The 25379-nt window shown below is 42.7% G+C and carries 16 protein-coding genes; 5 read left to right on the top strand and 11 right to left on the bottom strand.

Annotated elements, in window-relative coordinates; translation table 11 throughout:
• The first annotated feature begins 2 nt into the window (after positions 1-2).
• A complete protein-coding gene (locus G4P69_RS02955; protein WP_208346118.1) occupies positions 3-851 on the top strand; it encodes an aldo/keto reductase in 849 nt (282 codons plus the stop codon).
• Positions 852-951: 100 nt separating this feature from the next.
• Here the strand turns inward: G4P69_RS02955 and G4P69_RS02950 are convergent, their stop codons facing one another.
• On the bottom strand, positions 952-1215 hold the full coding sequence (locus tag G4P69_RS02950; RefSeq protein ID WP_208346117.1) for a hypothetical protein: 264 nt from the start codon (positions 1213-1215) through the stop codon (positions 952-954).
• 504 nt (positions 1216-1719) lie between these two features.
• Between G4P69_RS02950 and G4P69_RS02945 the strand changes: the two genes are divergently transcribed.
• Positions 1720-2760: a hypothetical protein gene (locus tag G4P69_RS02945; protein ID WP_208348294.1), complete on the top strand. Its 1041-nt coding sequence runs from the start codon at positions 1720-1722 to the stop codon at positions 2758-2760.
• Positions 2761-3166: 406 nt separating this feature from the next.
• Here G4P69_RS02945 and G4P69_RS02940 read toward each other — a convergent pair whose 3' ends face one another.
• Together G4P69_RS02940 and G4P69_RS02935 are read right to left on the bottom strand one after the other, a co-directional pair.
• Positions 3167-4096 carry a competence protein CoiA family protein gene (locus tag G4P69_RS02940; protein WP_208346137.1) on the bottom strand — a complete coding sequence of 310 codons (930 nt, stop codon included), beginning with the start codon at positions 4094-4096 and terminating at the stop codon, positions 3167-3169.
• 108 nt (positions 4097-4204) lie between these two features.
• On the bottom strand, positions 4205-5053 hold the full coding sequence (locus G4P69_RS02935) for an EamA family transporter (RefSeq protein WP_208348291.1): 849 nt from the start codon (positions 5051-5053) through the stop codon (positions 4205-4207).
• Positions 5054-5374: 321 nt separating this feature from the next.
• On the opposite strand from G4P69_RS02935, the gene G4P69_RS02930 reads away from it, so the two are divergent.
• Positions 5375-6361 carry a tyrosine-type recombinase/integrase gene (locus G4P69_RS02930; RefSeq protein WP_208343214.1) on the top strand — a complete coding sequence of 329 codons (987 nt, stop codon included), beginning with the start codon at positions 5375-5377 and terminating at the stop codon, positions 6359-6361.
• A 33-nt stretch (positions 6362-6394) separates the two neighbouring features.
• On the opposite strand, the gene G4P69_RS02925 is transcribed toward G4P69_RS02930, so the two are convergent.
• From G4P69_RS02925 to G4P69_RS02895, 7 genes are all read right to left on the bottom strand, one after another.
• On the bottom strand, positions 6395-9316 hold the full coding sequence (locus G4P69_RS02925; RefSeq protein WP_208343216.1) for a two-partner secretion domain-containing protein: 2922 nt from the start codon (positions 9314-9316) through the stop codon (positions 6395-6397).
• Between the two features lie 129 nt (positions 9317-9445).
• Positions 9446-12373 (bottom strand): two-partner secretion domain-containing protein, encoded by a 2928-nt coding sequence (locus G4P69_RS02920; RefSeq protein ID WP_208348289.1) that lies wholly within the window; start codon positions 12371-12373, stop codon positions 9446-9448.
• A gap of 97 nt (positions 12374-12470) precedes the next feature.
• The gene (locus tag G4P69_RS02915) at positions 12471-16595 is read right to left on the bottom strand and encodes a PAS domain-containing protein (protein ID WP_208343222.1); all 4125 of its coding nucleotides are present in this window, start codon (positions 16593-16595) and stop codon (positions 12471-12473) included.
• Positions 16596-17345: 750 nt separating this feature from the next.
• Entirely contained in the window at positions 17346-19343 is a 1998-nt protein-coding gene (locus tag G4P69_RS02910) for a hybrid sensor histidine kinase/response regulator (RefSeq protein ID WP_243902491.1), read from the bottom strand.
• Between the two features lie 198 nt (positions 19344-19541).
• A complete protein-coding gene (locus tag G4P69_RS02905; protein ID WP_208343224.1) occupies positions 19542-21092 on the bottom strand; it encodes a hydantoinase B/oxoprolinase family protein in 1551 nt (516 codons plus the stop codon).
• A gap of 84 nt (positions 21093-21176) precedes the next feature.
• Positions 21177-21446: a hypothetical protein gene (locus G4P69_RS02900; protein ID WP_208343227.1), complete on the bottom strand. Its 270-nt coding sequence runs from the start codon at positions 21444-21446 to the stop codon at positions 21177-21179.
• 84 nt (positions 21447-21530) lie between these two features.
• Positions 21531-23624, bottom strand: coding sequence for a hydantoinase/oxoprolinase family protein (locus G4P69_RS02895; RefSeq protein ID WP_208343229.1), 2094 nt, complete (start codon positions 23622-23624; stop codon positions 21531-21533).
• A gap of 279 nt (positions 23625-23903) precedes the next feature.
• Here G4P69_RS02895 and G4P69_RS39840 point away from each other — a divergent pair, with 279 nt between their 5' ends.
• Both G4P69_RS39840 and G4P69_RS38955 read left to right on the top strand, forming a co-directional pair.
• Positions 23904-24035: a catalase gene (locus G4P69_RS39840; protein ID WP_279605245.1), complete on the top strand. Its 132-nt coding sequence runs from the start codon at positions 23904-23906 to the stop codon at positions 24033-24035.
• A gap of 54 nt (positions 24036-24089) precedes the next feature.
• Positions 24090-24383: a catalase gene (locus G4P69_RS38955; RefSeq protein WP_243902492.1), complete on the top strand. Its 294-nt coding sequence runs from the start codon at positions 24090-24092 to the stop codon at positions 24381-24383.
• Positions 24384-24409: 26 nt separating this feature from the next.
• Here the strand turns inward: G4P69_RS38955 and G4P69_RS02885 are convergent, their stop codons facing one another.
• Positions 24410-25366, bottom strand: coding sequence for an amidohydrolase family protein (locus G4P69_RS02885; protein ID WP_208343231.1), 957 nt, complete (start codon positions 25364-25366; stop codon positions 24410-24412).
• Positions 25367-25379 lie beyond the last annotated feature (13 nt).

The following is a 25379-nucleotide window of genomic DNA, read 5'->3' as shown; positions in this document are numbered from 1 at the left end:
CTATGAGTGCAGTTAAGAACATCACCCTCAATGACGGCCATACCATCCCGCAGCTTGGATTTGGGGTCTTCAAAATTGATCCAAAGGATGCTGTAGAAGCAGTAAGCAAGGCCCTTGAAATCGGCTACCGGCATATTGATACTGCACAAATGTATGGAAACGAGAAGCAAGTGGGTGAGGCCATCCGCACCTCTGGTCTGGAACGCGGTGATATCTTCGTCACTAGCAAGCTTAACAATGGATTCCATCGACCAGATGACGCCCGTAAAGCCTTCGAAACCACCCTATCTGACCTTGGCTTGGATTATGTGGATCTGTTCCTCATTCACTGGCCTTTACCCACACTATACGATGGGGACTTCGTCTCGACTTGGAAGACACTTGAGGAGTTCCATCGTGATGGTCGTGCTCGATCAATTGGAGTATCGAACTTCCAAACGGCACACTTGAAACGGCTTGCCGATGAGACGGAGATAGTTCCGGCGATAAACCAGATTGAGGTACATCCCTACTTCAGCAATCAAGAGGTACGTAGCTACGATCAGGCACATCAAATCGCTACCGAGGCGTGGTCACCACTCGCCCAGGGGAAGGTCTTGCATGATCCCACCATCAATCAAATAGCTCAGAAAATAGGCAAGACCCCGGCCCAGGTTGTGTTGCGCTGGCATATCCAACGTGGTGATATCGTGTTTCCGAAGTCGGTGACACCACCACGCATGAAGGAGAACTTTGACCTGTTTGACTTTGAACTCGATCCCAGTGATATTGAGACGATATCCAAACTCGATAAGGGTGAGCACGGTCGCATTGGTCCAAACCCCGATACTTTTGACTACATTCCTAAATAAGAGCGATCGCGCGATTTGATACAGCACTAGTTCCCTGCGGGACGCTAAGTTCCTTTCGAGACACGCGATACTTAGCTATGCCCGCAGGACCTTAAACATGCTAATTATCAGAATTAGAGGTTGTTAAACGCAGAATCGTATGAGGCAACCCAAGTCCAGCCGGAATCGCTAACAGTAGTGACCAAGACATGACATATTCATAAATACCATATTCTGTCCTACCCATCCATTGCGCTAGGGATATTTGAAGCAGATATACCAGTAGAAGACCACTTGCTTGGACAATTAGAGCGATCGCGGGGTCCTTTGCTAAGGTTACTATCTGGGTGTTTCCTTGAGCTTGAGAAATGGCAGAGTTAGTCATAATGTTCAATAGGGAAATTAAATACTCTTGAAATCCACCATTTAGCGTATTTACTAGGAATGGTACTTGGAGTACCTACTGATGGCTCATATCAGACTTTGTTGTTATCTACGTGTCGGTTTCTGTTTGTGTTATATAGCATACGTAGGTCATTTAAGAAATTTGCTACAGCTTGTACCATTCCAGCTTTCAGTTTGGCTCCAGATTATTCTTAAAAACTTAACATTAATTTGAAATTGACCACAAAAAAACCAGAAGCCTGTTCTTAACTTGTAGTAATTAATCTGAAGTGATTAATTGGAATTTTTTATTGAAATACTGCGCCAACTAATGCTTAAATATAAGCACATAACAAAAATATCAATTGCTACAACCATCTTGAGTCTCTATCAGTTCATTTAAAACCATAAGGCTGTGTACAGTTAGGAAAAACGCTATAGCAATTGATATTGTCATCGGCATTCTTCGTTCGTTATCCCTCACACCAATCTTCAGGAGCGCATTATGGAGTACCTTACCTACGCCAATATAGTAGTTGCCAATGAAGGTGAAACCATAGATATTGAGTGCTATCTACAAGATATTGAATGCTATATACAGCAATTAACAACTGATTTGAGAACAAGCGTGAAATATACTTGCTTAAATTTTGCAAGTATTGGAGTTTTGCTAGGACTTCTGGCCCAAACTCAAATAGCTTCAGCTTACTCTGTGTATACAAATTACTCTGACGACTACGAATACAGTTCGTCCCACCACCCACGCCATCATTCTGACGACGATAGTTCTTACAACTATTCAAAAGATGATGACTATGACGACTATAGTTCGTACCACCATCCAAGACATCACCACCGATCCCATCACTCCGACGACTATAGTTCTTACAAATATCCCAAATACTACGACTCCGTCGACTACAGGTCCTACAAATATCCCAGATACGACGAGTCTGAGGACTATAGTTCCTACAAACATCCCAAATACGACGAGTCTGAAGACTATAGTTCCTACAAATATCCCAAATACTATGATTCTGAAGACTACAGTTCCTACAAATATCCCAAATACGACGAGTCTGAGGACTATAGTTCCTACGACTACCCAAGAAGGTCCCATCGCTCCCACAATTACAGATCACACCGCTACCCAAGGTTCAGTCAATCCGACGACTATGGTTCCCACAAACGCCTAAGCTTCCGTCAATCCGACGACTATGGTTCCCACAAACGCCTAAGCTTCCGGCACTCCGACGACTATGGTTCCCACAAACGCTTCAGGTTCCGTCAATCCGACGACTATGGTTCCCACAAACGCCTAAGCTTCCGGCACTCCGACGACTATGGTTCCTACAACTACCCAAGGTTCCGTCACTCCGACAAACACAGTTCACACCGCTACGGAGGATTCCATAACTCCGACAATTATAGTTCACACCACTACTCAAGACGTCATGGCTCTCACAACTTTAGATCTCACCACCACTCGAACAATCCACTAAGCATCCTGGCAAGTCTTGCACCAAGCGTTACGTTTCCTTTATGAGAAATAGGGAGAAAACCTCTGAGGAATGGTGCTTATGCACCGATGTCCGTACTTCTCCCCTCGGGAGAAGCTGCACGAACAGATAGGGAATGAATGGGGCGTTGTAGACTCACAAGACTTTTGTGATCATAAAGGCGGGGCTAACAGCTCAGCATAAAGTTATCAAAAAATTTGGGTTTAAAACCCCGTCCTTTGAGGACGGCTTTGTGTTAAAATTTAAATATGTCAGTATAAGACATTTAAATAAAACCTACTCCGGGACTGGGAGGAAGTCACGCCTAAAACACTCTTGAGGAGACATCAGTACGCCTTAAAGGCAAACGTATTGAGCCGTGCGTAACCTGTGAAAGCAGGATATTAAGACTGGAACGTCTTAAGAATCTCCGTTTTTTTAGAGCGGAGAGTGTCAATTAGCTCGAACCAAGCGAGGAGTATGACCTAGGACAATACCCCTTTCAATTTCGGAAAGTACTTTTGGCTGCATTTGCTGTAAATCACCCATCACGGATAAAAAATCTGTCGATGGGAATTTATAGTACTCCGTCAAATTTCCAACGGGATAGTTAAAGTGGTCATACCGGTGTTTAAAATACAATTCGACATTTCCTCGATGCAACCAAGTTCCCAAAACTTTAATGGAAACAGTTTTATAATGTGCTAGCAAATCTCTCTCTATTTCTGTTACTCGTTCTAGAAGAGGTCGTTGCGTGACACCTATCTTGTGTAAAGTTTCTTCATTAGCTTGAATCTCTAAAAAGTACAAAGCACAAGATAAAATACGTTTAAGTTGTGTACGGTATAGTATCAAATCGGTGAATCGGTGTGATAAATCTAGAGAATTTTTATGCTCAGCATGTTCAACCGCTAACTCCAATTTCAGTAACTTTTTGAGTAATAGTGGTTCTTGTAGTTCATTAAATAGCCTTAACTCCAACGCTCCAACAGGAATTTTCCCCAAGTTGATAAATTCGTAAGCTGGTGGATATAGATAAATATTCTTTTGCAGCAATCCTGCTTTGATTAAACCAGGAGAAACTAGGTCACCACTAATAGGGTAGCTTTTAGAGCCATACTCCGTCCACAAGAATTTTAGTTGTTCTAAATCCTTACCCGATAGATGAATGTTGAAGTTATTGTACAGTGGTAGAGTCGGAAACTCTTGGTTTGCTACTGTTCGGCAAGTTTCTTTTATATGAGCAAAGTGGTGTTGTTTTTCACACCCTTTTTTCGCAGTAAGTTCACTATTACAATAAGGGCATTTTAAATGAGTTTTTCCTCTATTCGTATCTTCGATGCACACCAAAATTCCATCTTGATCTACGCCATATTTCAACATCGATTTTACTCCACGTTCCCACTGATAGATGCATAACCTTGAATATAGCTCACGTTGGGGAAGCTTGCCGTTGGTGAACCAAGTGGTATTAGAAACTAGAGTTCGGCACTAATTGCTCTTCTTTGAAACCCCAACTGCAGCAATTGTCACTAGTAAAATAGCAACGATCGCGCGAAGGGTTAAGGTTTCCTTCAATACTAAGAAGCCCATCAGTGCAGCAGCTACAGGTTCCAAGCTTAGCAATACGCTAAATACTCGTGTGGGCAGAAACCGGAGCGCCTCCATTTCCAGTGAGTACGGAATAGCTGATGAAAGCATTGCTACTCCAAATCCTACTAGCAACAGTTTCGGGTTTAAGAATGCCGAACCTCCTGCCACCACTCCACCTGGCAGAAGCACAACTGCTGCGAGTCCCATTGCCAAGGCTAATCCGGCTCCCCCAGGTAAGGCTTTGCCGACTCGTGCTGAGAGGAAGATATACGCACTCCAGAAGGTTCCAGCTAGAAGCGCTAGTCCTATGCCAATTGGATCCAACAACAAACCTCCTGTAGGAGCCAACAAGACAATACCAACCGCTGCTAACAATACCCATACTAGATCGAGAAATTGACGGGAATTAGCGATCGCTATACTCAATGGACCCACAAACTCAATGGTAACAGCAATTCCTAGTGGAATACGATCAATTGCCGCGTAGAATGAGAGGTTCATTAACGCTAGCGATAGACTAAACAAAATTAAACAACGGTAGTTTGAGCGAATATTGCCCTTAATTTGATTTCGCCATAGTATCAACAGCACAATTGCTGCAAATCCAAGACGCAGAAAAAGTACTGCTATTGGATTCAATTCTTTTATGAGGCTCTTGGCAATTGCTGAGCCTAATTGAGTAGAGCCAATCGATAACAGGACAATACTAGTCGGTGGTAATAAAGGATCTGTATTTCTTTTGTTCATTTGTCTTGTTTTCTGTCTCGGTTTTGATCTTATCTGTCAGCAAACAACCCTACTTCAGGGGATATGTGATGAGTGCAAGAAATACTAAATATTTCTTGTACTATTTTTAAGTGCAAATGCTTTGCAGAGTAGTTGCATTAATTACTATGGTCAGTCGGCAGAAATGTAAGATGATTTAGCCTTTTGTGCAAAAAGCTACAAATTTCCGAGATTTCAGCTTTTACACCTAGTTGGATTTACCTGCTTAAGTTGGGGATAGAGAGTATGGTAGGATAAGACGTTAATGAAAAGCTACATTGTCATTAACGTTCGTCACAAAATATGTTACGTACAAATACTGAAAATTCTATCGCCTCCGTCGCTAGTCTTTTACAAACATCGGATGATTTTTTGGCAGAATTACAGCAGAAAGCATTGACGACGCAACGAGGTTATGCAGGCAATGTACGTATATTTTTTGAGTATTTTTTGCTCCGTAAACCAACATCTCAAGATGTCAACGATTTTTGGGCCTTAGATGGTCATACCGCTAACACCTTAATTCTCAAGTTCAAAAATCATTTGGTTTCCCTAGGTCGCAAGCCAGCAACAATTAACCGTTACTTGGCAGCTATTAAGTATTTAATTAAGGTGGGTCGTAATCTCAATCGCTGTCAGTTTTACTTTGATGGCGATCGCATTGAATCTTTAAAGGTGACTCCATATCGAGACACACGCGGTGTAGATGCATCGGAATACAACAAAGTTTTTGATGTTATTGACACCACTTGTGTTAAAGGAAAGCGTGATTACGCTTTATTTTTACTGCTGTGGGCAAATGCCTTACGGAGGGGAGAAGTGGCAAAATTAACAGTGGGGGATTTTGATTACCACGAGAATACATTAACTGTTTACGGCAAGGGAAAGGGCAATGATGAAACCCGGATTGACTTAAACCCAGAGGTAGCAGACGCAATTAGTGACTGGCTGGGCTGCCGTACAAATGTTAAACCGAGGGATCCATTGTTTATTGCTCTAGATTTCTACAACTATGGTCATCAGCTCACAGGCGACGGCATTTATGCGATTGTTCGTAACACCTGCTTTAAAGCTCGCATTAAGAAGCGGATGACTCCCCATAAAATTAGGCATTCTGGCATTACCGATGCTCTGGATTTGGCCGAGGGTGATTACCGCAAAGTTCAGCACCTGAGCCGTCACGCTGACCCCAGGACAATCCTTGTTTATGAGGATAATAAAAATAAGTACCAACTGGAGTTAACTAATAAATTAGCATCTCGTGTTGGTAAAAAACCGAGAGATCATTGAACAACCCTACCTTGCCTTCTCAGTAAAGGTCAATTATCTTTGACGAACGGCAGCACAGGTTAATGATAGCTGCTGCATCTGAGTCGGAGATTTTTCTGCCACTAACTCAATTTTACCTTCGGCGTTGCGATGCCAAGAAGTAGCCTGAACCAGAACCTCTGATGACGAGGGTATTTGCACTGACACTGGGCTATTTTTCCCGAATGCAGAAATATCACGCGTGTCAAACCAAGTGTTATCGCTCCTTACTTCCTGTACAGGATTTTGTGGTACTCCACCCCTTCCAGTAGCGACAAATCTACTAGCATTCGTATTAGAACAACCCGCAGCAATTTGTTGGGATGAATCAGTCACATTTGTAGGCAGTATAACTAAACCAGAACTGGGATCAACGCCAAAATTATGAATATCAACTGTACCGTTGACGCCAAATTGAGAACTGGCGGTAATGTCGCTTTCTGGAGTAAGTTGGTTGCGTGGTTCTAACCCAAATATGCCTTGAGTGCTAATTTGAATATTACCACCATTCCCATTAACAGCATTGGCAATGATATCGCTATTTTCTAAACCAACAATCACCGGAACACTGATGGTGATATTGCCACCATCACCACTGCCGCCTACTTCAGCAGTAATTTTACTTCCATGACGGCTTACAAGAGAATTTTTTACCACTAGATTAATATTACCGCCTTTTCCAGAGGCAGTGGTAGCACTAATATTCCCAGTATCTAACCAGATACTATCAGCTTCGATATTTAAATGTCCGGCGCTACCAGTACCTTCGTGGGTGACAGTAACTCTACCTCCATCGCGAACTGTGAGTTGGTGAGTATCAATATTCAGCACCCCTATATTACCTGTGGGCGCTTTCGGTAGACCATAAAATTGACGGGCAGCTTCAACCGGGATGGGTGCACCTGCACCAATCGCTGAGGTATTGATATTCTTACCTTCTACCAAAATGTCATTTGCCCGTATTGTTAAAGCACCAGCATCACCAGCACCACCAGTAATATTGGCAATTGCTCCAGCATCAAGTACCTGCAATTGATTAGTTTGAATCGTGACATCCCCAGCTTTACCTTTACTATATGTGGCACTTCCTACGAATGTGGAAACAAGTGTGAACTCATTGATACCACTGATAGTTAAACGCTCTCCTACATTTAGACTGATATTACCACTATTTCCCAAATAATTGGAGCGACTGGGGTCGCCAAAGCTACCAATCAAAGGCACAGTGATTGTTGTTAAGGTTGCTCCGTCTTGCATTGAAAGCAAAGGTGTTGTAACTGAGAGATTGCCGCTATTCCCAAAGCCAGTAGTAAAACTGCCAATAGAGCTAGTTAGGGTTGGTGAAATTGGGGAGGTACCCACTATATTAATACCTTCCCGTGCGACTACAGTAACATCTCCACCATTGCCTATACCCGTTCCTGGTATTCCAGCCAAGCGACTCGTGAAGGTATAAATCGTTCCTCCATCGAGAAAATTTAATGATCCTGCGTTAACTCTCACATTTCCACTATTACCAATGCCGAAACTGTAAGCATTTATACCACTAGCAGTTAAACTGACCGGGCTGACCCCAGTAGCCTTTATCTCATCAGCAACATCAACTAAAATATTTCCACCCTTACCAGTTGCACCGGGGAAGACCGTTGTTCCAACAATACCACTATCGTCAAGAGTCAGTTTACCTGCTGCCACAGTCACATCTCCCCCATTTCCTGAGCCGTAAGTTTCACTAGCAATGCGGCTAGTGCTACTACCAGAAAAAGCTAAGGGAGATTTTGAGGCGATCGCACCTGTAACGGTAATGGTATCTGCTTGTACTTGCACCTTACCTGCTGCCCCTGCACCCAGACTCAGTGTTTCAATCCCTGCACCATCTTTCAAGGTTAACTGTCCTGTTTGAATATTGACTGCTCCCCCGTTCCCTGTTGCTCCAGGCGCTACCTGATTCACAATCCAGGCACTAGGAGCCTGAGCATTAGCATTTACCCCACCCAAGTAAAGCGATCGCGCTGCGTTCACAGTAATATCCCCACCCTGCTGAGTACCGGCAGTTGCTGCAGCAATTTGGGATTGATTTAAGGTAATATCCTTACCCACAACTTGAATACCCCCAAATGGATTGCCCATCGGGTAAGGATTCCACAAAGAGGAACCTTGTGTAAAGTTTATCGAACCAAAATCAGCCACCTGTGCATAACCTAGCTGCCATCCTGTAGGTGTCGGGGTCAAACTCACCGTTCCACTACCTACTGCACCAACTTCAATTCTACCCATAGGCGCAGTAATTACACCACCTGTAAATGTAATACCTCCCCCTACTAAGGCAAACGTCTTTCCTGGACTTGCTATGATTCCCAAATTATTTGTTGGTACAATGCCATCATTACCTTTACCCTGTACCTGAATCTGGCTTGCAGCACTACCCATCTGTAACCCAATTGGCACACTCACTGTTAATAATGGTGTTGTCCCAGAATTGACTGCTCTAAATTCGCTTCCATCACTAAACTTAATACTACTGGCTGTCGTTCCTACAAACGACCCACCAATATTCAACACCGCATTTTTACCAAAGACAATCCCTGACGGATTCATCAAAAACAAACTTACTGGGTTAGTACTATTTACTGTACGAATCAACCCATCAATATTAGAAACATTAGCACCTGTAACGCGGCTAAATATATTTGTAATATTTGGTGTATTTACTAAATCAAACGTTGCTGAACCACCAGTCGGTACTGAGAAGTTACTAAAACTATGAAATAAATTATTACCTTTTTCAATACCATTAATGATGGTATAATTACTACCACTGGTGTTGACAATGGTTTTGGTAGTCGCATCTGATGTTACCTGAGCCATTGCGGGTAGCAACATTCCACCTACCAATATGGCGTTGAGTAAACCCAAGGAAATACAGAGCGGTTTCATAAAAATAGACTATTTTTATACTCTGCTTAGTATTCCCGAAATCATATTGTTCAGAACACCATCGCCGAGAAATTCGACGTTATAGCATGGCTTTACTTTTGTCACCTGTTGCTGTTTAACAGTGTTCTTTTAAAGTGAACTTTGAGGAACCGCAGCACAGGTTAATGATGACTGGATTTGAGTAGGAAATTTTTTTGCCACTAACTCAATTTTACCTTGGGCGTTACGATGCCAAGACGTCGCCTGAACGAAAACCTCTGGTGATGTAGGTATTTGAACTGTCACTGACCTATTTTTCCCGAATGCAGAAATATCACGCGTGTCAAACCAAGTGTTATCGCTCCTCACTTCTTGGTTAGGATTTTGTGGTACCCCACCTCTTCCTGTACCAACAAATCTACTAGCATTTGTATTAGAACAACCAGCAGAAATTTGCTGGGATGGATCAGTCACATTTGTAGGCAGTACCACTAGACCAGAATTAGGATCAACGCCAAAATTATGAATATCAACTGTACCGTTGACGCCAAATTGAGAACTAGCGGTAATGTCGCTTTCTGAAGTAAGTTGGTTGCGGGGTTCTAGCCCAAATATACCCTGAGTGCTAATTTGAATATTACCACCATTACCATTAACAGCATTGGCAATGATATCGCTGTTCTCTGAACCGACAATCACGGGAGCATTGATAGTGATATTGCCACCATTACCACTGCCGTCTGCTTCAGCAGTAATTTTACTTCCATGACGGCTCACAAGAATATCTCCTACCAATAAACTGATGTTGCCACCTTTGCCAGATGCTGTGGTAGCAGTAATACTGCCAGCCTCTAAAGAGATTCGAGCAGCCTGGATGTTTAACTGTCCAGCGTTACCTGTACCTTCATGGGTGACAGTAATAGTACCTCCATTGCGAACCTTCAACTGGCGAGTATTGATGTTCAACAACCCTATATTCCCTGTGGGAGCATCTAGGAGACTATAAAATCTTCGAGTGGTTGCACTTAAAATAGGTGCGCTAGCTGCGATCGCTGAAGGAAGAATGTTCTTCCCTTCTACCAAAATGTCATTTGCTTGGATTGTCAGAACCCCAGCATCTCCAGTGGCGGTAGTAATGTTGGCGATCGATCCCCCATCAAGGATGCGTAATCGATTAGTTTGAATCATCATATCACCGGTTTTACCGTTGCCATAGGTACTGCTTGATAAGGTAGAGGCAGTAAATGTAAACTTATTGTTACCACTGATGGTTAAAAGATCTGCAACATCAACGTTGATATTGCCAGCATTGCCCATATTATTGGATTGCTTAGGGTCACCAACAATACCAACCACAGGCAAAGAATTTGTCCCCAAGGAGGCTCCAGCTTCTAGCGATAGGATAGGTGTAGTCACCCACACATTACCACTATTGCCAGAGCCAGTAGTAATACTACCAACAAAGGCAACTCCAGTTGGTGAAATGGGGGACGTATCTACCATATTGATAGCTCGGCGTGCTACCACCCTAACATCCCCACTATTGCCAATACCCGTGGCTGGTATCCCTGCAAAGCGACCAACAAAAGTAAGAATTGTTCCTCCCTGTGTGAGATTGAATGTTCCTGCGGAGGCTTTGACATTCCCACTATTACCAATTCCGAAAGTGTAAGCAGCAATCCCACTAGGAGTTGTACTGATCGAACTAACCCCAGTTGCAAATATTTCATCAGCGACATCAACAAAAATATTTCCACCCCGTCCGGTTGCGCCTGGAAAGACTGTTGTCCCAACTAGACCACTATCTTCAAGCGTCAGTTTGTGGGCTACCACGGTAATATCTCCCCCATCTCCCGATGCGTGAGTTTCACTAGCTATGCGACTCGTGCTACTATCAAATGGGTATAAAAAAGAAGATTTAAACTTAACTGCACCTCTAGCGGTAATGGTATCTGCTTGTACTTGCACCTTACCTGCTGCGCCTGCACCTAGACTCACAGTTTCAATCGCTGCACCATCAAGCAAAGTTAATTGTCCTGTCTGAATATTGACTGCTCCCCCTTTCCCCGTGGCTCCAGGTGCTACCTGATTCACAATCCAAGCGCTGGGAGTCTGAGCATTAGCATTTACCCCACCCAAGGAAAGCGATCGCGCTGCTTTCACAGTAATATCCCCACCCTGCTGAGTACCCACAGTTGCTGCGGCGATCTGGGATTGATTTAAGGTAATATCCTTACCCACCACTTGAATACCCCCAAATGGATTGCCCATCGGGTAAGGATTCCACAAAGAGGAACCTTGTGTAAAGTTTATCGAACCAAAATCAGCCACCTGCGCATAACCTAGCTGCCATCCTGTAGGCGTTGGAGTCAAACTCACCATTCCACTACCCACTGCACCAACTTCAATTCGACCCATAGGCGCAGTAATTACACCACCTGTAAATGTAATACCTCCCCCTACTAAGGCAAACGTCTTTCCTGGACTTGCTATGATTCCCAAATTATTTGTTGGTACAATGCCATCATTACCTTTACCCTGTACCTGAATCTGGCTTGCAGCACTACCCATCTGTAACCCAATTGGCACACTCACTGTTAATAATGGTGTTGTCCCAGAATTGACTGCTCTAAATTCGCTTCCATCACTAAACTTAATACTACTGGCTGTCGTTCCTACAAACGACCCACCAATATTCAACACCGCATTTTTACCAAAGACAATCCCTGACGGATTCATCAAAAACAAACTTACTGGGTTAGTACTATTTACTGTACGAATCAACCCATCAATATTAGAAACATTAGCACCTGTAACGCGGCTAAATATATTTGTAATATTTGGTGTATTTACTAAATCAAACGTTGCTGAACCACCAGTCGGTACTGAGAAGTTACTAAAACTATGAAATAAATTATTACCTTTTTCAATACCATTAATGATGGTATAATTACTACCACTGGTGTTGACAATGGTTTTGGTAGTCGCATCTGATGTTACCTGAGCCATTGCGGGTAGCAACATTCCACCTACCAATATGGCGTTGAGTAAACCCAAGGAAATACAGAGCGGTTTCATAAAAATAGACTATTTTTATACTCTGCTTAGTATTCCCGAAGTGATATTGTTCTGAACACCAGCGACGACACCTTTATCTACGCCAAACCGCACCAACCTATGAAGCAGAACTAGTTAGTTTAATCACAGCCTGAACAAGTAACTCTGGGTCAATGGGCTTGGATAAATGGCTTTGAAACCCTGCTGCTAAAGCTTGTTGTTGATTGATTTCACCAGCATAAGCTGTTAGCGCGATCGCCGGAATTTGACCACCACGTTCTGGTGGAAGGTAACGCACTTGTCTCAGTAGAGTGTAACCGTCCACGTCTGGCATTCCAATGTCACTTACCAAAACATCTGGCTGAAATGATTCTAGGGCTGTGAAAAACTCGGTACTGGTTGCAACTGTCATGACTTGTGCACCATAATACTCTAGCAACACTGTCAAAAATTCGCGGCTATCTGGTTCATCATCGATGGTTAAAACCTTGATGCCTGTGAGATTCAGTTCCTCGGCTGAGAACTCCTGGGAAGCATCGCTGTCTGGTTCAATGTTGAGTAGGGGTAGAGTTACAGTAAATGTAGACCCTTGACCCACACCAGGACTGTCAACGCTTACTGTACCTCCGTGAGCTTCGGTTATGTGCCGAACAATTGCCAATCCTAACCCTAGTCCGCCATATTTACGGGTGATTGACACATCTTCTTGGCGGAAAGACTCAAATATGTGCGGTAGAAAATCGGGGCTGATACCTTTACCTGTGTCAGTGATTTTAACCTGCGCTTGGTCACCTAAACGTTCTAGCACAATGTCTACCCGACCTCCATGGGGGGTAAACTTGATGGCGTTGGAAAGCAAATTCCAAAACACTTGCTGAAGCCTCACGGCATCGCCGGATACCTGCCCAATATTCCGTAGCACCGGATGAATCAGAATTGATTTAGCAACAGCGGCTGTCCTGACGGTATCGATGGCTGCTTCAATTACAAATGTTAAATTAACCGGGTCAGGATTTAAGCTGAGTTTCCCACGCAGAATGCGAGCTATATCAAGCAAATCGTCAATTAGTTGGGTTTGTAACTTGGCGTTACGTTCGATAGTTGCTAGAGCCTCAGCTGTTTTGTTTTCATCCATCTTGCGAGTCTGTAGTAACTTTGTCCATCCGAGGATGGGGTTAAGGGGGGAGCGCAACTCATGAGAGAGAATCGCCAAAAACTCATCCTTAATGCGGTTGGCTCTTTCAGCTTCATTGCGGGCAACTTGTTCTAATTCCAAAACGCGATCGCGTTCTATTTCCAATTCTTTTTGGTCGTGAATGTCAGTACAAGTGCCGAACCACTTCACCACCCGTCCCTGTTCATCTTTTAGCGGTAGTCCTAGAATTAAATGCCAGCGATAAGTAGCATCTGAGTTTCGCTGAAAGCGGTATTCATGTTTATAAAAAGTGCCATTACTGACAGCAGTTTCCCACACCTCTTGTGTTGCTTGCATATCGTCTGGATGCACGGCCGAAAGCCAACCAAAAGCCAACGCTTGCTTAAACGTGAGTCCTGTATATTCACATAGACGTTGGTTAACATAGTCACAATTTCCCTGAGCATCGCAAGTCCAAACGAGGTGGGGAATGGTTTCTGCCAAGTAGCGGTAACGAGCTTCACTTTCACGTAGTTCTTGTTCTGCCTGTTTGCGAGATGTGATATCCATTGAGAATCCAATCATCCCCACAGGAATCTTATTGCGATCTGCCGTAGGCGGCAGCGCTTCGCTATCGCGCAGTAAAGACAGTGAGAGCAAAATATCTATAGGTTCGCCAGATTTGCCTTGTGCTTTCACTTCCACTTCATGCTCACCTTTAGCTTTCAGTGGCTTAATGATCTGATTTTGCAATATGTCACGCATTTCCGGTCGTGGATAAAGCAGATCAATATGCTGACCTATTACCTCAGTAGCAGAGTAACCAAAGACTCTTTGAGCCCCATGATTCCAACTAGTGATGTAACCATCGATATCAGTAGATACCACACTATCATGAGTTTGAGCAAGGACTTGTGCTTTTAGTTGCAGTTCTTCTTCTGCGTGCTTGCGATCGCTAATATCTTGATGAATGCCTGCCATCCGCAACGGATTACCATTCTCATCTCGAACGACAACCTTACCGTAATTCCCAATCCACTTTGGCTCCCCAGATTTCGTTAAAACTCGATAGTCAAATTTGTAGGGGAGCGAGCTATCCAGAAGATGCGCATTTAAACGTTCCATGACAAAAGGTTTATCTTCTGGATAAATGAGTTCTTCCCATGTACTAATATGACTTGGTAGTTCCCCGACTTCATAACCAAGCATTGACAACCATCGGGGGCTTAAGTAAAGTTCACCAGTGACGATGTTCCAGTCCCATAGCCCATTGCCTGATCCTTCCAGTGAAAGTTGCAGGCGCTCTTCGCTTGATTTGAGTAGATTCTCTGCTTGTTTACGCTCGCTTATGTCTTGTACATTGCCTGTCTTGCGTATAGGTTTGCCCGCTTCATCGTAGAAAACTTGAGTTCTTGCAGCCAACCAGCGAACACCATGAGGATGCATAATACGAAACTCTGTGTCGTAATATTGCCGTTGCTCACGAATCATTTGGGCAACGTACTCAGTGATTCTGGTGCGATCATCAGGATGTAGTAAGCCTAACCAATTTTCATAGCTGATTTCTTCGGTGCTAGGGTCAAGCCCGAATAGGTTACAGTATTCTTGTGATACTTTAATTATACCTGTGGTACTATCCAAATCCCACAATCCTGATTTTGTCGCTTTTTGCGCCAACTTCAACCAATCTGCACTCTCTTGCAGTTTTGCTTCTGAGTGTTTCCGTTCGGTGAGATCTAAATCTATACCCGCCATCCGCACAGGTTGTCCCAAATCGTCGTAAAAAACTTTTCCTTGACTCAATGCCCAGCGAATAGTGCCGTTGGGATAAACCACCCGAAATTCAATGTTGTATCCTGCGCGTGTAGTCAGAGCCGCATTAACTGCTTGTTGTACGCGATCGCGATCTTCTGGGTGTACACTAGAGATAAAAGTTGTAAAGGAACCATTAAACTCCCCTGATTCCAGTCCAAATAAAGCTTCTAAGTTGTCAGACCATTGAATTTCATCTGTGAGAATATTCCAGTCCCAAGTCCCCATGCGGGCAGCTTCGAGGGCTAACCTCAGTCGTCTTTCGCTTTCAACTAGACTTGCCTCGGCTCGTTTACGTTCAGCCAGTTCATTTTGTAACTGCCGTAAAGCTTCCGCCTTCCCCAGAGCAACACTCAGATGGCTTGCTAATTCCTGAAGCAAATCGATCTCTAACTGTTGCCACTGCCGAGGTGATCTACAGTGATGAACGATTAATATACCCCAAAAGTAGTTATTATGCATAATCGGCACCACCAAATTTGCCCGGACTTGAAACGCAGCCAGCAGTTCTACGTGGCAGGGGTCGATAGTGCCATCATAAATATCTGTTTTTACAGTCACTAATCCCCGACGATAGCGTTCAATATAGTCCTCAACAGCCGTAGGATCTAGATTAATTAACCCTTGATGATAGCGTTCTACATAATCCTCGGCAAGACAGGGATCAAAAATGTCGAATCCCAGAATAGATTGCCACGGTGGCTCAACTGATTCTGCAACAACGCTGCCTGTACGATCTGAGTGTAACTGGAATACAACGACGCGATCAGTCTGGAGGAATTGCCGTACCTCACTGACTGTGGTTTGTATAATCTGATTGAAGTTCCCGGATTTATTAATTTGCGCAATAATCTGGGCAAATAATCGGTCTTTTTCAATGCTCTGTTGCAGTTGGGTGCGTAACTGCAAGTTTTCAATTGCACTATTAACAGCAAATTGCAGATCGTAGGCAGTAAGCCTGCCTTTGACCAAGTAATTTTGTACACCTGCTTTCATTGCCTCAACTGCTATTGCCTCACTTCCCACCCCTGTGACTACAATTACAGGTAAGAATGACTGGCGCGTCAGAGTTTGCAGTTCTCTAAGAAATTCTACTCCATCTAAGTCTGGTAGCCGGTAATCCAACAATACAAGGTCTGGTTTGTCACGCTGCCATAGTTCTAAACCTGCTCGCCCCGATTCTGCTATCACCAAATTGTATTGGTATTCGCTATCCTGCAACAAATACTGCCGATACAACTCACAGTCTTGCGGGCTATCATCAACAATCAAAACAGTGCGCTGTGGCTGGCTCATAAGTACTTAATTGATAGCAAATATTTCTAAAATGTTACAATTTCGATTTTCATTCTATCAGCGATTTAATGCAGATTGAAAGAAATTTTGTCTTATGTGTTCATGGACACTTAAAAGTAATCTATCTAAAGGAATATATTTGTTTATACCAAAGGATATAATATCAACTAATGCGTGTGCTAAGGTGTACTACACAGTTTCCACTGAAAGCCCTGACGCTGAACAAAAATGATAAGCTCCCCTGGCTGGCAGAGCAGCAAAACCGTTGCCATTCGCTTTCAAAACTATTCTTTGTTGGTTAACTACATTCACCGTCACATTACCACTGCTAGATGTTTGATTTCAAAAGTTTCGTAAGAATGTATCCATAAATACTAAAAAAAAATCTATCCAAAGAAGGATATTAATATCTACCAGATGATATAATATTAGGTATTAGCGTGAGCTAAGGTGTACTATATAAGCTCTACTGAAAGCCCTGACCCTCAAGAAAACTGCCGCGTTGGAGTTCTAGAGTCAGCATATTTATTTGGTAATTAAGGCAATTCACTGGCTTAACCCAAGAACATACTGCTATATTCTTGGATGTAAGAACCTACACCACGGTCAATCGCTGGTAAAACTGTTCCGTGCAGCTGTCTGGCTTGGCCATAAAGGAAATTCAAGTGATCCTCAACGAGGTGGTATGCTCCCCTGGGTTGCAGAGCAGCAAAACCATTGCCATTCGCTTCTCAAAGAATTCTGTCGTGGTCAACTACCCCTGCACACTTTTGGCGTTATGGGTTTGTAACAACTAGTTAGCTTACTCACAGTCTGAACGAGTAGATCTGGGTTAATGGGTTTGGATAAATGGCTTTGAAACCCTGCGGCTAAAGCTTGTTGTTGATTGATTTCACCAGCATACGCTGTCAGGGCGATCGCCGGAATTTGACCACCGCGTTCTGGTGGTAGAGAACGCACTTGCCTAAGTAAAGTGTAACCATCCACTTCTGGCATCCCAATATCGCTCACCAAAACATCTGGCTCAAATGATTCTACAGCTGCAAAAAATTCGCCACTAGTTGCGACTGTCATCACTTGTGCACCATAATACGCTAGCAATACTGTCAGAAATTCGCGGCTATCTGGGTCATCGTCAATGGTTAAAACCTTGATTCCGGTGATATTCCGTTCGTCTGCTAAGCACTGCTCTAAGCGATCGCTTTCTGCCTCAATGTTCAGTAGGGGTAGAGTCACGGTAAATGTCGCCCCTTGATTTACGCCGGGACTGTCAACAGCTACTGTACCTCCGTGAGCTTCGGTTATGTGCCGAACAATAGCCAGTCCTAACCCTAATCCACCGTATTTGCGGGTGATTGAGACATCTTCTTGGCGAAAGGACTCAAATATGTGAGGGAGAAAATCAGAGCTAATGCCTTTACCTGTGTCTGTGACTGTTATTTGCGCTTGGTCGCTTATGCGTTCTAGCACGATGTCTACCCGACCTCCATGGGGTGTAAACTTGATGGCATTGGAAAGCAAATTCCAAAAAACTTGCTGAAGCCTGACGCTATCGCCAGATACCTGCCCAATATTAGGTAGCACTGGATGAATCAGAATTGATTTGGCAGCGGCGACTGTCTTGACAGTATCAATAGCCCCTTCAATCACAAATGTTAAATCAACTGGGCGAGCATTTAAGCTGAGTTTCCCGCGTAGTATGCGAGCAATATCAAGCAAATCGTCAATGAGTTCGGTTTGCAACTTGGCGCTACGTTCAATAGTTGCCAGGGCTTGAGCTGTTGTTTTGTCATCCAACTTGCGAGTTTGTAACAATGTCGTCCATCCCAGGATGGGGTTAAGGGGAGAACGCAACTCATGAGATAGAATCGCCAAGAACTCATCCTTAATGCGGTTGGCTTTTTCGGCTTCATTACGGGCAACTTGTTCTAATTCCAAAATGCGATCGCGCTCTATTTCCAATTGTTTTTGATCGTGAATGTCTGTACAGGTGCCAAACCACTTCACCACCTGTTCCTGTTCATCTTTTAGGGGTAGACCTAAAATTAAATGCCACCGATAGCTACCATCTGAGTCTCGCCGGAAGCGGTATTCACGTTTATAGAAAGTGCCATCGCTCAAAGCAGTTTCCCACACATCTCGGGCTGCTTGCATATCGTCTGGATGCACGACTGACAGCCAACCAACCCGTAATGCTTGCTCAAATGTCAACCCAGTATATTCACATAATTTTTGGTTTACAAAATTACATAAACCGTTAGCATCACAAGTCCAGACGAGGTGAGGAATAGCTTCTGCCAAGTAGCGGTCACGGGCTTCACTTTCGCGTAGTTCTTGTTCAGCCTGTTGGCGTAATTGGAAGTTTTCTATTGCTGCATTTATAGCAACTTGCAGTTCTGCGGCAGTGAGCCGACCTTTGACCAAATAATTTTGTGCCCCTGCTTTCATTGCCTCCACTGCTATTGCCTCATTTCCCAACCCTGTTACTACTATTACCGGTAAGAATGACTGGCGCGTCATAGTTTGCAGTTCAGTGAGAAATTCCACCCCATCTAAGTCTGGCAGTCGGTAGTCCAGCAACACAAGGTCTGGTTGATGACGCTGCCATAATTCCAAACCGACTCGCCCCAATTCTTCTATGACAACGGTGTATTGGTATTCCCTATCTTGCAACAAATACCGGCGATAGAGCGCACTGTCTTCTGGACTATCATCAACAATCAAAACAGTGCGCTGTGGCTGGCTCATAACTACCTAAAGTTGCAAATAGACCAAAAATACTACAATTTTCAGCTTGATTTTATCAGGCATTGAATATACTTTACAAAAAATTCTACATAAATATCTATATAATTGCAAAAAATTAATCTCTCTTAAGAGAGAGATTAGCATATATCTAATGAAATTTTTTTATGTAACCGGGGTGGTTATGGTGTATTGTACAAGTTACAATGAAAGCCCAAATCCTCCTCCCCCAGGGCTTTCAATCACAAAGACATCCCCAGTGTTTACCTGTGTTGTTGCTGTGCTGTCTAGATTCTCTTGGGTTCCGTTTCGACGTTGTATCCAGTTACGTCCTACCTGTCCTGGTTCCCCACCATTTAAACCAAAGGGAGGAACAACGCGATGACCTGAGAGAATATTAGCTGTCATAGGTTCTAGAAAACGAATGCGACGGATAACTCCATCACCACCTGAGTGTTTTCCTTTACCACCGCTATCAGGACGAAGACTGAAGCTTTCTACAAGTACAGGGTAACGGGATTCCAAAACTTCAGGATCAGTTAAGTGTGAGTTAGTCATGTGGGTTTGGACTGCATCAGTTCCATCGAAATCAACTCCCGCCCCGGATCCGACACAGATAGTTTCATAATACTGATATCGGTCATTGCCAAAGGTAAAATTATTCATCGTTCCCCCAGATGCGGCCATGACCCCTAAAGCGCCATATATTGTATCAACAATGACTTGCGATGTCTCTACATTACCCGCAACCACTGCCGCTGGGTAAGTCGGGTTCAGCATACAGCCTTCGGGGATAATAATTTCTAGCGGTTTAAGACACCCAGCATTAAGAGGAATATTATCGTTAACCAAAGTACGGAAGACATATAAGACTGCTGCTTGAGTTACGGCTTTCGGAGCGTTGAAGTTGCTATGGAGTTGTTCAGAAGTTCCTGTGAAATCAATGGTAGCACTGCGGTTTTCTTTGTTGATGGTTACTTTTACTTGAATGTGTGCGCCGTTATCCATCTCATAAGTAAATGAACCATCTCTAAGATGTGCGATCGCTTGTCTGACTGACTCTTCAGCATTGTCTTGCACAAATTTCATATATGTCTGGACAGTTTCTTGTCCATATTGCGACACCATTTTACGCAGTTCTTGAGCGCCCCTTTCATTAGCTGCAATTTGTGCCTTAAAATCTGCTATGTTCTGGTCAGGATTACGGGCAGGAAAAGCATGATTTAAGAGTAACTCTCTTACTTGAGTTTCTTGAAAATTTCCTTGGTCAACCAAAAGAAAATTATCAAACAAAATTCCTTCTTCTTCTACCGTAGTACTGTGAGGAGGCATTGAACCAGGAGTCATTCCACCAATATCAGCTTGGTGTCCACGAGAAGCAACAAAGAAAAGAATTTGTTTTCCTTCTTCGTTAAAAACAGGGGTAATAGCCGTCACATCAGGAAGATGTGATCCCCCATTATAAGGATTGTTTGACAGATAGACATTTCCCGGTTTTAGGCTGTCACTTTTGTCCTTAATTAAACTGCGGACACTTTCACTCATTGAGCCTAGGTGTACCGGAATATGTGGAGCGTTAGCAACTAAGAATCCAGAAGAGTCAAAGATAGCACAGGAAAAATCTAGGCGTTCTTTAATATTGACTGATGCGGACGTGTTTTGAAGAACAATCCCCATTTGTTCAGCGTTAAATTGATAGAGATTTTTAAATATTTCTAAACGCACGGGATCAGGTTGAAATGTTGTACTCATTTTTTTGGTCCTATTTTTTACCGAAAAATTGTTTGTTTCTAAAACTTTATTTCTGACTTGATACCCTACAAATTTACTACATCGCTAACTCAATAAGTACCCCACTCCACGACCAAGCCAGTAGAGAACGAAAACTAAACCTGTTTGAATCAGGTAAGTGATCACCAAAGATTGATAAAACTTGGAATTTCTCCTACGAAATAACTCAGCCCATAAATACCATTTTCCCTGAATATATGCTGCTGTGTAGACCATTCCCAATAGGGGGATCATCCATGGTGAAAAGTCTGCAACGCCAATATATAGCCCGATTAGCAATAATCCAATTCCGAGAAATAGTTTAACGTTATCCATTTGTGTTCTTCTCAAAAACGCCTAATTTATTTCAACCTAATATTTGATATACAGCGCAATCATCAAGAACACCCTGATAACAAATCAATTGGTACGTTGCAAAATTAAATGATTACGTTCAGTTAATATGGCTTCCCAGTTGGGTTCAACAACAATTGTACCTATTTTCTCAACTATAATCGCAGGTCCACTAATAGTATCTTCTCGTTGTAAATTCTCTCGTCGATAAACGGGGGTATCATACCATTGACCAGATGTAAACACTCGTACTGTTTCAACAGAGTTGGGTTTTTCATCTAAAGGCCGTTGTCGAGTGATTAAGGGTTCTTCAGGAGTATCCATTTTCTGAATAACCTCTACTGAAGCCGATTCAACGATTAAGATTTTCTCTGCTTGAATGAAACCATAACGAGATTTATGCTCATTCTCGAACTCTTGTCGCATTAATGCTACATCTGAGACAAAATCAACGCTTAAAGTAGAGTTAGTACCCTCATATTTTAAATCGACCTTTCTAACAATTTCTTCTTTGCTAACTGGTTCATTGATCTCACTTTTTGCTTGAGTTTCTAAGCTATTCATCAACTCCAATATTTGAGGAATCAATGCCTCATTTAAAGGTTTTTCTACTGCGGACACTCTCGTGGAACGAATATCAGCTAATCCCATTCCATAAGCAGAGAGAACTCCAGCATAAGGGTGAAGAAATATTTTTTTCATTCCTAAAGTATCAGCAATTAAGCAAGCAACTTGCCCTCCAGCACCTCCAAAACAACAAAGAACATATTGGGTAACATCATAACCTCGTTGCAGACTGATCTTTTTAATCGCATTTGCCATATTCTCTGTTGCGATCGCAATAAATCCTGCTGCAACTTGTTCAGGGGTACGAGAGTTTCCTGTTGCTGCTTCAATGTCTTGAGCTAGCTGTGTAAATTTCTCAATAACAATATCTTTATCTAAGGGTAAATCACCATTGGGTCCAAAAACCGACGGAAAATATTGTGGGTGAATTTTACCTAACATCACATTAGCATCAGTCACAGCTAACGGTCCACCACGACGGTAACAAGCAGGACCAGGATTTGACCTAGCAGATTCAGGTCCCACACGATAACTAGAACCATCAAAAAATAAAATTGAACCGCCGCCAGCAGCAATGGTATGTATCGATAATACAGGCACTCGCATCCGTGCGCCTGCAATCTCCGAATCTAATTCTCGTTCATATTCCCCTTTACAATGGGCGACGTCTGTACTTGTCCCTCCCATGTCAAAGGTGATCACCAAGTCAAAACCTGCTCTTTTGCTGGTTTGTACTGCACCTACAATACCACCAGCCGGGCCACTTAATATACTATCTTTGCCTTGAAATTGCTCGGCTGCAACTAAACCACCGTCAGATTTCATGAACATTAATTTCACTCCAGGTAACTGACTGACTACCTGGTTAACGTAGCGACGAAGAATCGGGGTTAAATAAGCATCTACAACTGTTGTATCTCCTCGGCTAACCAACTTCATTAAAGGACTGACTTGATGAGATACAGAAATTTGGGTAAATCCTATTTCTTGTGCAATTTGAGCAACTTGTTGTTCGTGCATGGGATAGCGATAACTGTGCATCAAAACAATTGCACAACTACGAACTCCTGTCTTGAAAACTGCTTGTAAGTCATTTTTGACTTGTTCAATATTTATCGGCGTTAATTCTTGACCGTTAGCATCATAGCGTTCATCTATCTCAATCACCTGTTCATAAAGCATCGTTGGTAAAACGATTTGACGGGCAAAAATATCAGGACGGTTTTGGTACCCGATTCGCAATGCATCTTTAAATCCTTTAGTTATCAGAAGAACGACACGGTCTCCATCTCTTTCTAAGAGTGCATTTGTTGCAACTGTTGTCCCCATTTTTACCACTTCTATTTCTGCGGTTGGGAGTGGATCATTCTTTGCAAGACCTATAATATCCCGAATGCCTTGAATAGCTGCATCTTGATACTGTTCAGGATTCTCAGATAGCAATTTATAGACTATAACCCATTGATTCTGAGGAACGGGAACGATTAAAAAACGTTCAGGGTGTCTTGAGAGTCGGTCTACTATTCCTTGATTATCTGTAACAGCAACAAGGTCAGTAAACGTACCACCTCTATCTGCAAAAACTTTCAACATCGGTAAAAAACAATGAGATTCTGATAATTCTACTCTACTAGAATGAGGGGCAGAAGACTAATATCTCAATCTTGTAACTGAAAAAATACAAACTTATCGCGAAATTTTAACCATTACAATTATATTTTACAATAGTTTAAATTCATCCTGATAAAGTTAAATAATAGGCGATGAAATGCTCTCCGGAGCTTTCGCGTGTTTAGGGAGACGCATTTCTTCTAAAGTTCTCCGGTTTTGTCTATTTTAAGCTTAACCCTCTACTCACTACAATGTGTTTGTATGCGCAATCCGCAAACCAATTGCAAAGATCCCAACGCTATGTGGGATTACTGGTCACTGAGTCCAGAGGCTCTGCATCAAGTTACAATTTTGTTTAGCCCGCGCAAGAAGCAGTTAAAGTCAAGGGCTTGAAACTGTAACTTAATCCTTGGACAAAGTTACCCATACTTACCCAATTTGGGTAACTTGTTCGATTTCGACGCGATCGCACGCGGTGACTATCCGAGGTGGCGAATTTGCATTCAAGTCATGAAGGAAGAACAAGCAAAACACCGTCAAGATAATCCGTTTGGCTTAGCTAAGGTTTGGAAGCATTCAGAATATCCCTTAATTGATATCGGGATCCTAGAACTCAACCGTAACCCGCAAAACTACTTCGCTGAAGTTGAGCAAGCAGCTTTTTCTCCTTCTAATGTCGTTGATCAATATCCTCTGCCAGGAGGCAACAACCCCAATGATAAAATCATTGGGGTTAGTTGATTATGAAAACTTACAATTTGATGTATTCAAGCCCTGACTTTACTAAACAAATTATAAGCTGTGTTAAAAGCAAGATTTTTCGCAGCTTTTTCGCTGAGAGCATCAAGAAAGACATCATATCTTTGAATTGTAGCGGGCAAGAATTGGAACTTATTGACAACATCTGTACCGATACAAATCCTATCTGAATAATCTTCCGATAGCTGCAACCAATCCTCATCAGGTTTGCCATTAGGGCAGATAAAATCGTCAAACACTACCCAAGCAATATCCACAGATAAATTATCGTAACGATCCAGAAGTCGTTTGACAATTTGAAAATATATTGGAGAATAAACTCTTCTTGAAACTCCACAATGACACCAAACAAACGTCACTCTAGAATGTTTTTGTAAAGTTTCTTCTAACTCGTACAACCATCCGGGATATGTACTTGTCCCGACATCAGTCACATTTTGATGTATGCAAACTGGCATTTCCAACTCAGCGCATAAATCAAAAACACTATCCATCGCTGGATGATTACTACGGGGAGGTTCTCCGTAAGTTAAATTTGTTAAATCATCATGTCTAAATAAAATTTCTCCGACACCATGCCACATATTCGGGAAATATTTAATCACCCGTTCAATATGTTTATAAGCATATTTATCACAAGGATTAAAACCTCCAATAAATGGGAAGAATCTTTGCCTACTTTCTGGTTCTAATTCTTGATACTCCCGAGCAATAGTTGTGTCAACAGCACTGTAATAATAACATTTGGAATTATCGCCTAAATAATATAGCGGCGGTGTTCTTTCCCAACTTGCCCATAACTTGGATACAGGTAACCCAAATACGCACGCGTGGGCAATGTTGCCCTTATCCATATATTTTAGACACTTCCTCAGACCTTGAGTATCTTGTAAAAAATCAACAACATGTAAGTGAGCATCAATACATTTATACTTTGAACCATTTAAAGCTTGTAAGACTCCCATTGTTTTAGCTCCA

Source organism: Aetokthonos hydrillicola CCALA 1050 (assembly GCF_017591665.1).
Lineage (GTDB): Bacteria > Cyanobacteriota > Cyanobacteriia > Cyanobacteriales > Nostocaceae > Aetokthonos > Aetokthonos hydrillicola.
This window is presented reverse-complemented; position numbering and strand designations above follow the sequence as displayed.

What these genes read in the sequence shown, in the direction of transcription:
- G4P69_RS02955 (WP_208346118.1), top strand. Translation starts at nt 3, where the DNA reads ATGAGTGCAGTTAAGAACATCACCCTCAATGACGGCCATACCATCCCG.
- G4P69_RS02950 (WP_208346117.1), bottom strand. Translation starts at nt 1,215, where the DNA reads ATGACTAACTCTGCCATTTCTCAAGCTCAAGGAAACACCCAGATAGTA.
- G4P69_RS02945 (WP_208348294.1), top strand. Translation starts at nt 1,720, where the DNA reads ATGGAGTACCTTACCTACGCCAATATAGTAGTTGCCAATGAAGGTGAA.
- G4P69_RS02940 (WP_208346137.1), bottom strand. Translation starts at nt 4,096, where the DNA reads ATGTTGAAATATGGCGTAGATCAAGATGGAATTTTGGTGTGCATCGAA.
- G4P69_RS02935 (WP_208348291.1), bottom strand. Translation starts at nt 5,053, where the DNA reads ATGAACAAAAGAAATACAGATCCTTTATTACCACCGACTAGTATTGTC.
- G4P69_RS02930 (WP_208343214.1), top strand. Translation starts at nt 5,375, where the DNA reads ATGTTACGTACAAATACTGAAAATTCTATCGCCTCCGTCGCTAGTCTT.
- G4P69_RS02925 (WP_208343216.1), bottom strand. Translation starts at nt 9,316, where the DNA reads ATGAAACCGCTCTGTATTTCCTTGGGTTTACTCAACGCCATATTGGTA.
- G4P69_RS02920 (WP_208348289.1), bottom strand. Translation starts at nt 12,373, where the DNA reads ATGAAACCGCTCTGTATTTCCTTGGGTTTACTCAACGCCATATTGGTA.
- G4P69_RS02915 (WP_208343222.1), bottom strand. Translation starts at nt 16,595, where the DNA reads ATGAGCCAGCCACAGCGCACTGTTTTGATTGTTGATGATAGCCCGCAA.
- G4P69_RS02910 (WP_243902491.1), bottom strand. Translation starts at nt 19,343, where the DNA reads ATGAGCCAGCCACAGCGCACTGTTTTGATTGTTGATGATAGTCCAGAA.
- G4P69_RS02905 (WP_208343224.1), bottom strand. Translation starts at nt 21,092, where the DNA reads ATGAGTACAACATTTCAACCTGATCCCGTGCGTTTAGAAATATTTAAA.
- G4P69_RS02900 (WP_208343227.1), bottom strand. Translation starts at nt 21,446, where the DNA reads ATGGATAACGTTAAACTATTTCTCGGAATTGGATTATTGCTAATCGGG.
- G4P69_RS02895 (WP_208343229.1), bottom strand. Translation starts at nt 23,624, where the DNA reads ATGTTGAAAGTTTTTGCAGATAGAGGTGGTACGTTTACTGACCTTGTT.
- G4P69_RS39840 (WP_279605245.1), top strand. Translation starts at nt 23,904, where the DNA reads ATGCGCAATCCGCAAACCAATTGCAAAGATCCCAACGCTATGTGGGAT.
- G4P69_RS02885 (WP_208343231.1), bottom strand. Translation starts at nt 25,366, where the DNA reads ATGGGAGTCTTACAAGCTTTAAATGGTTCAAAGTATAAATGTATTGAT.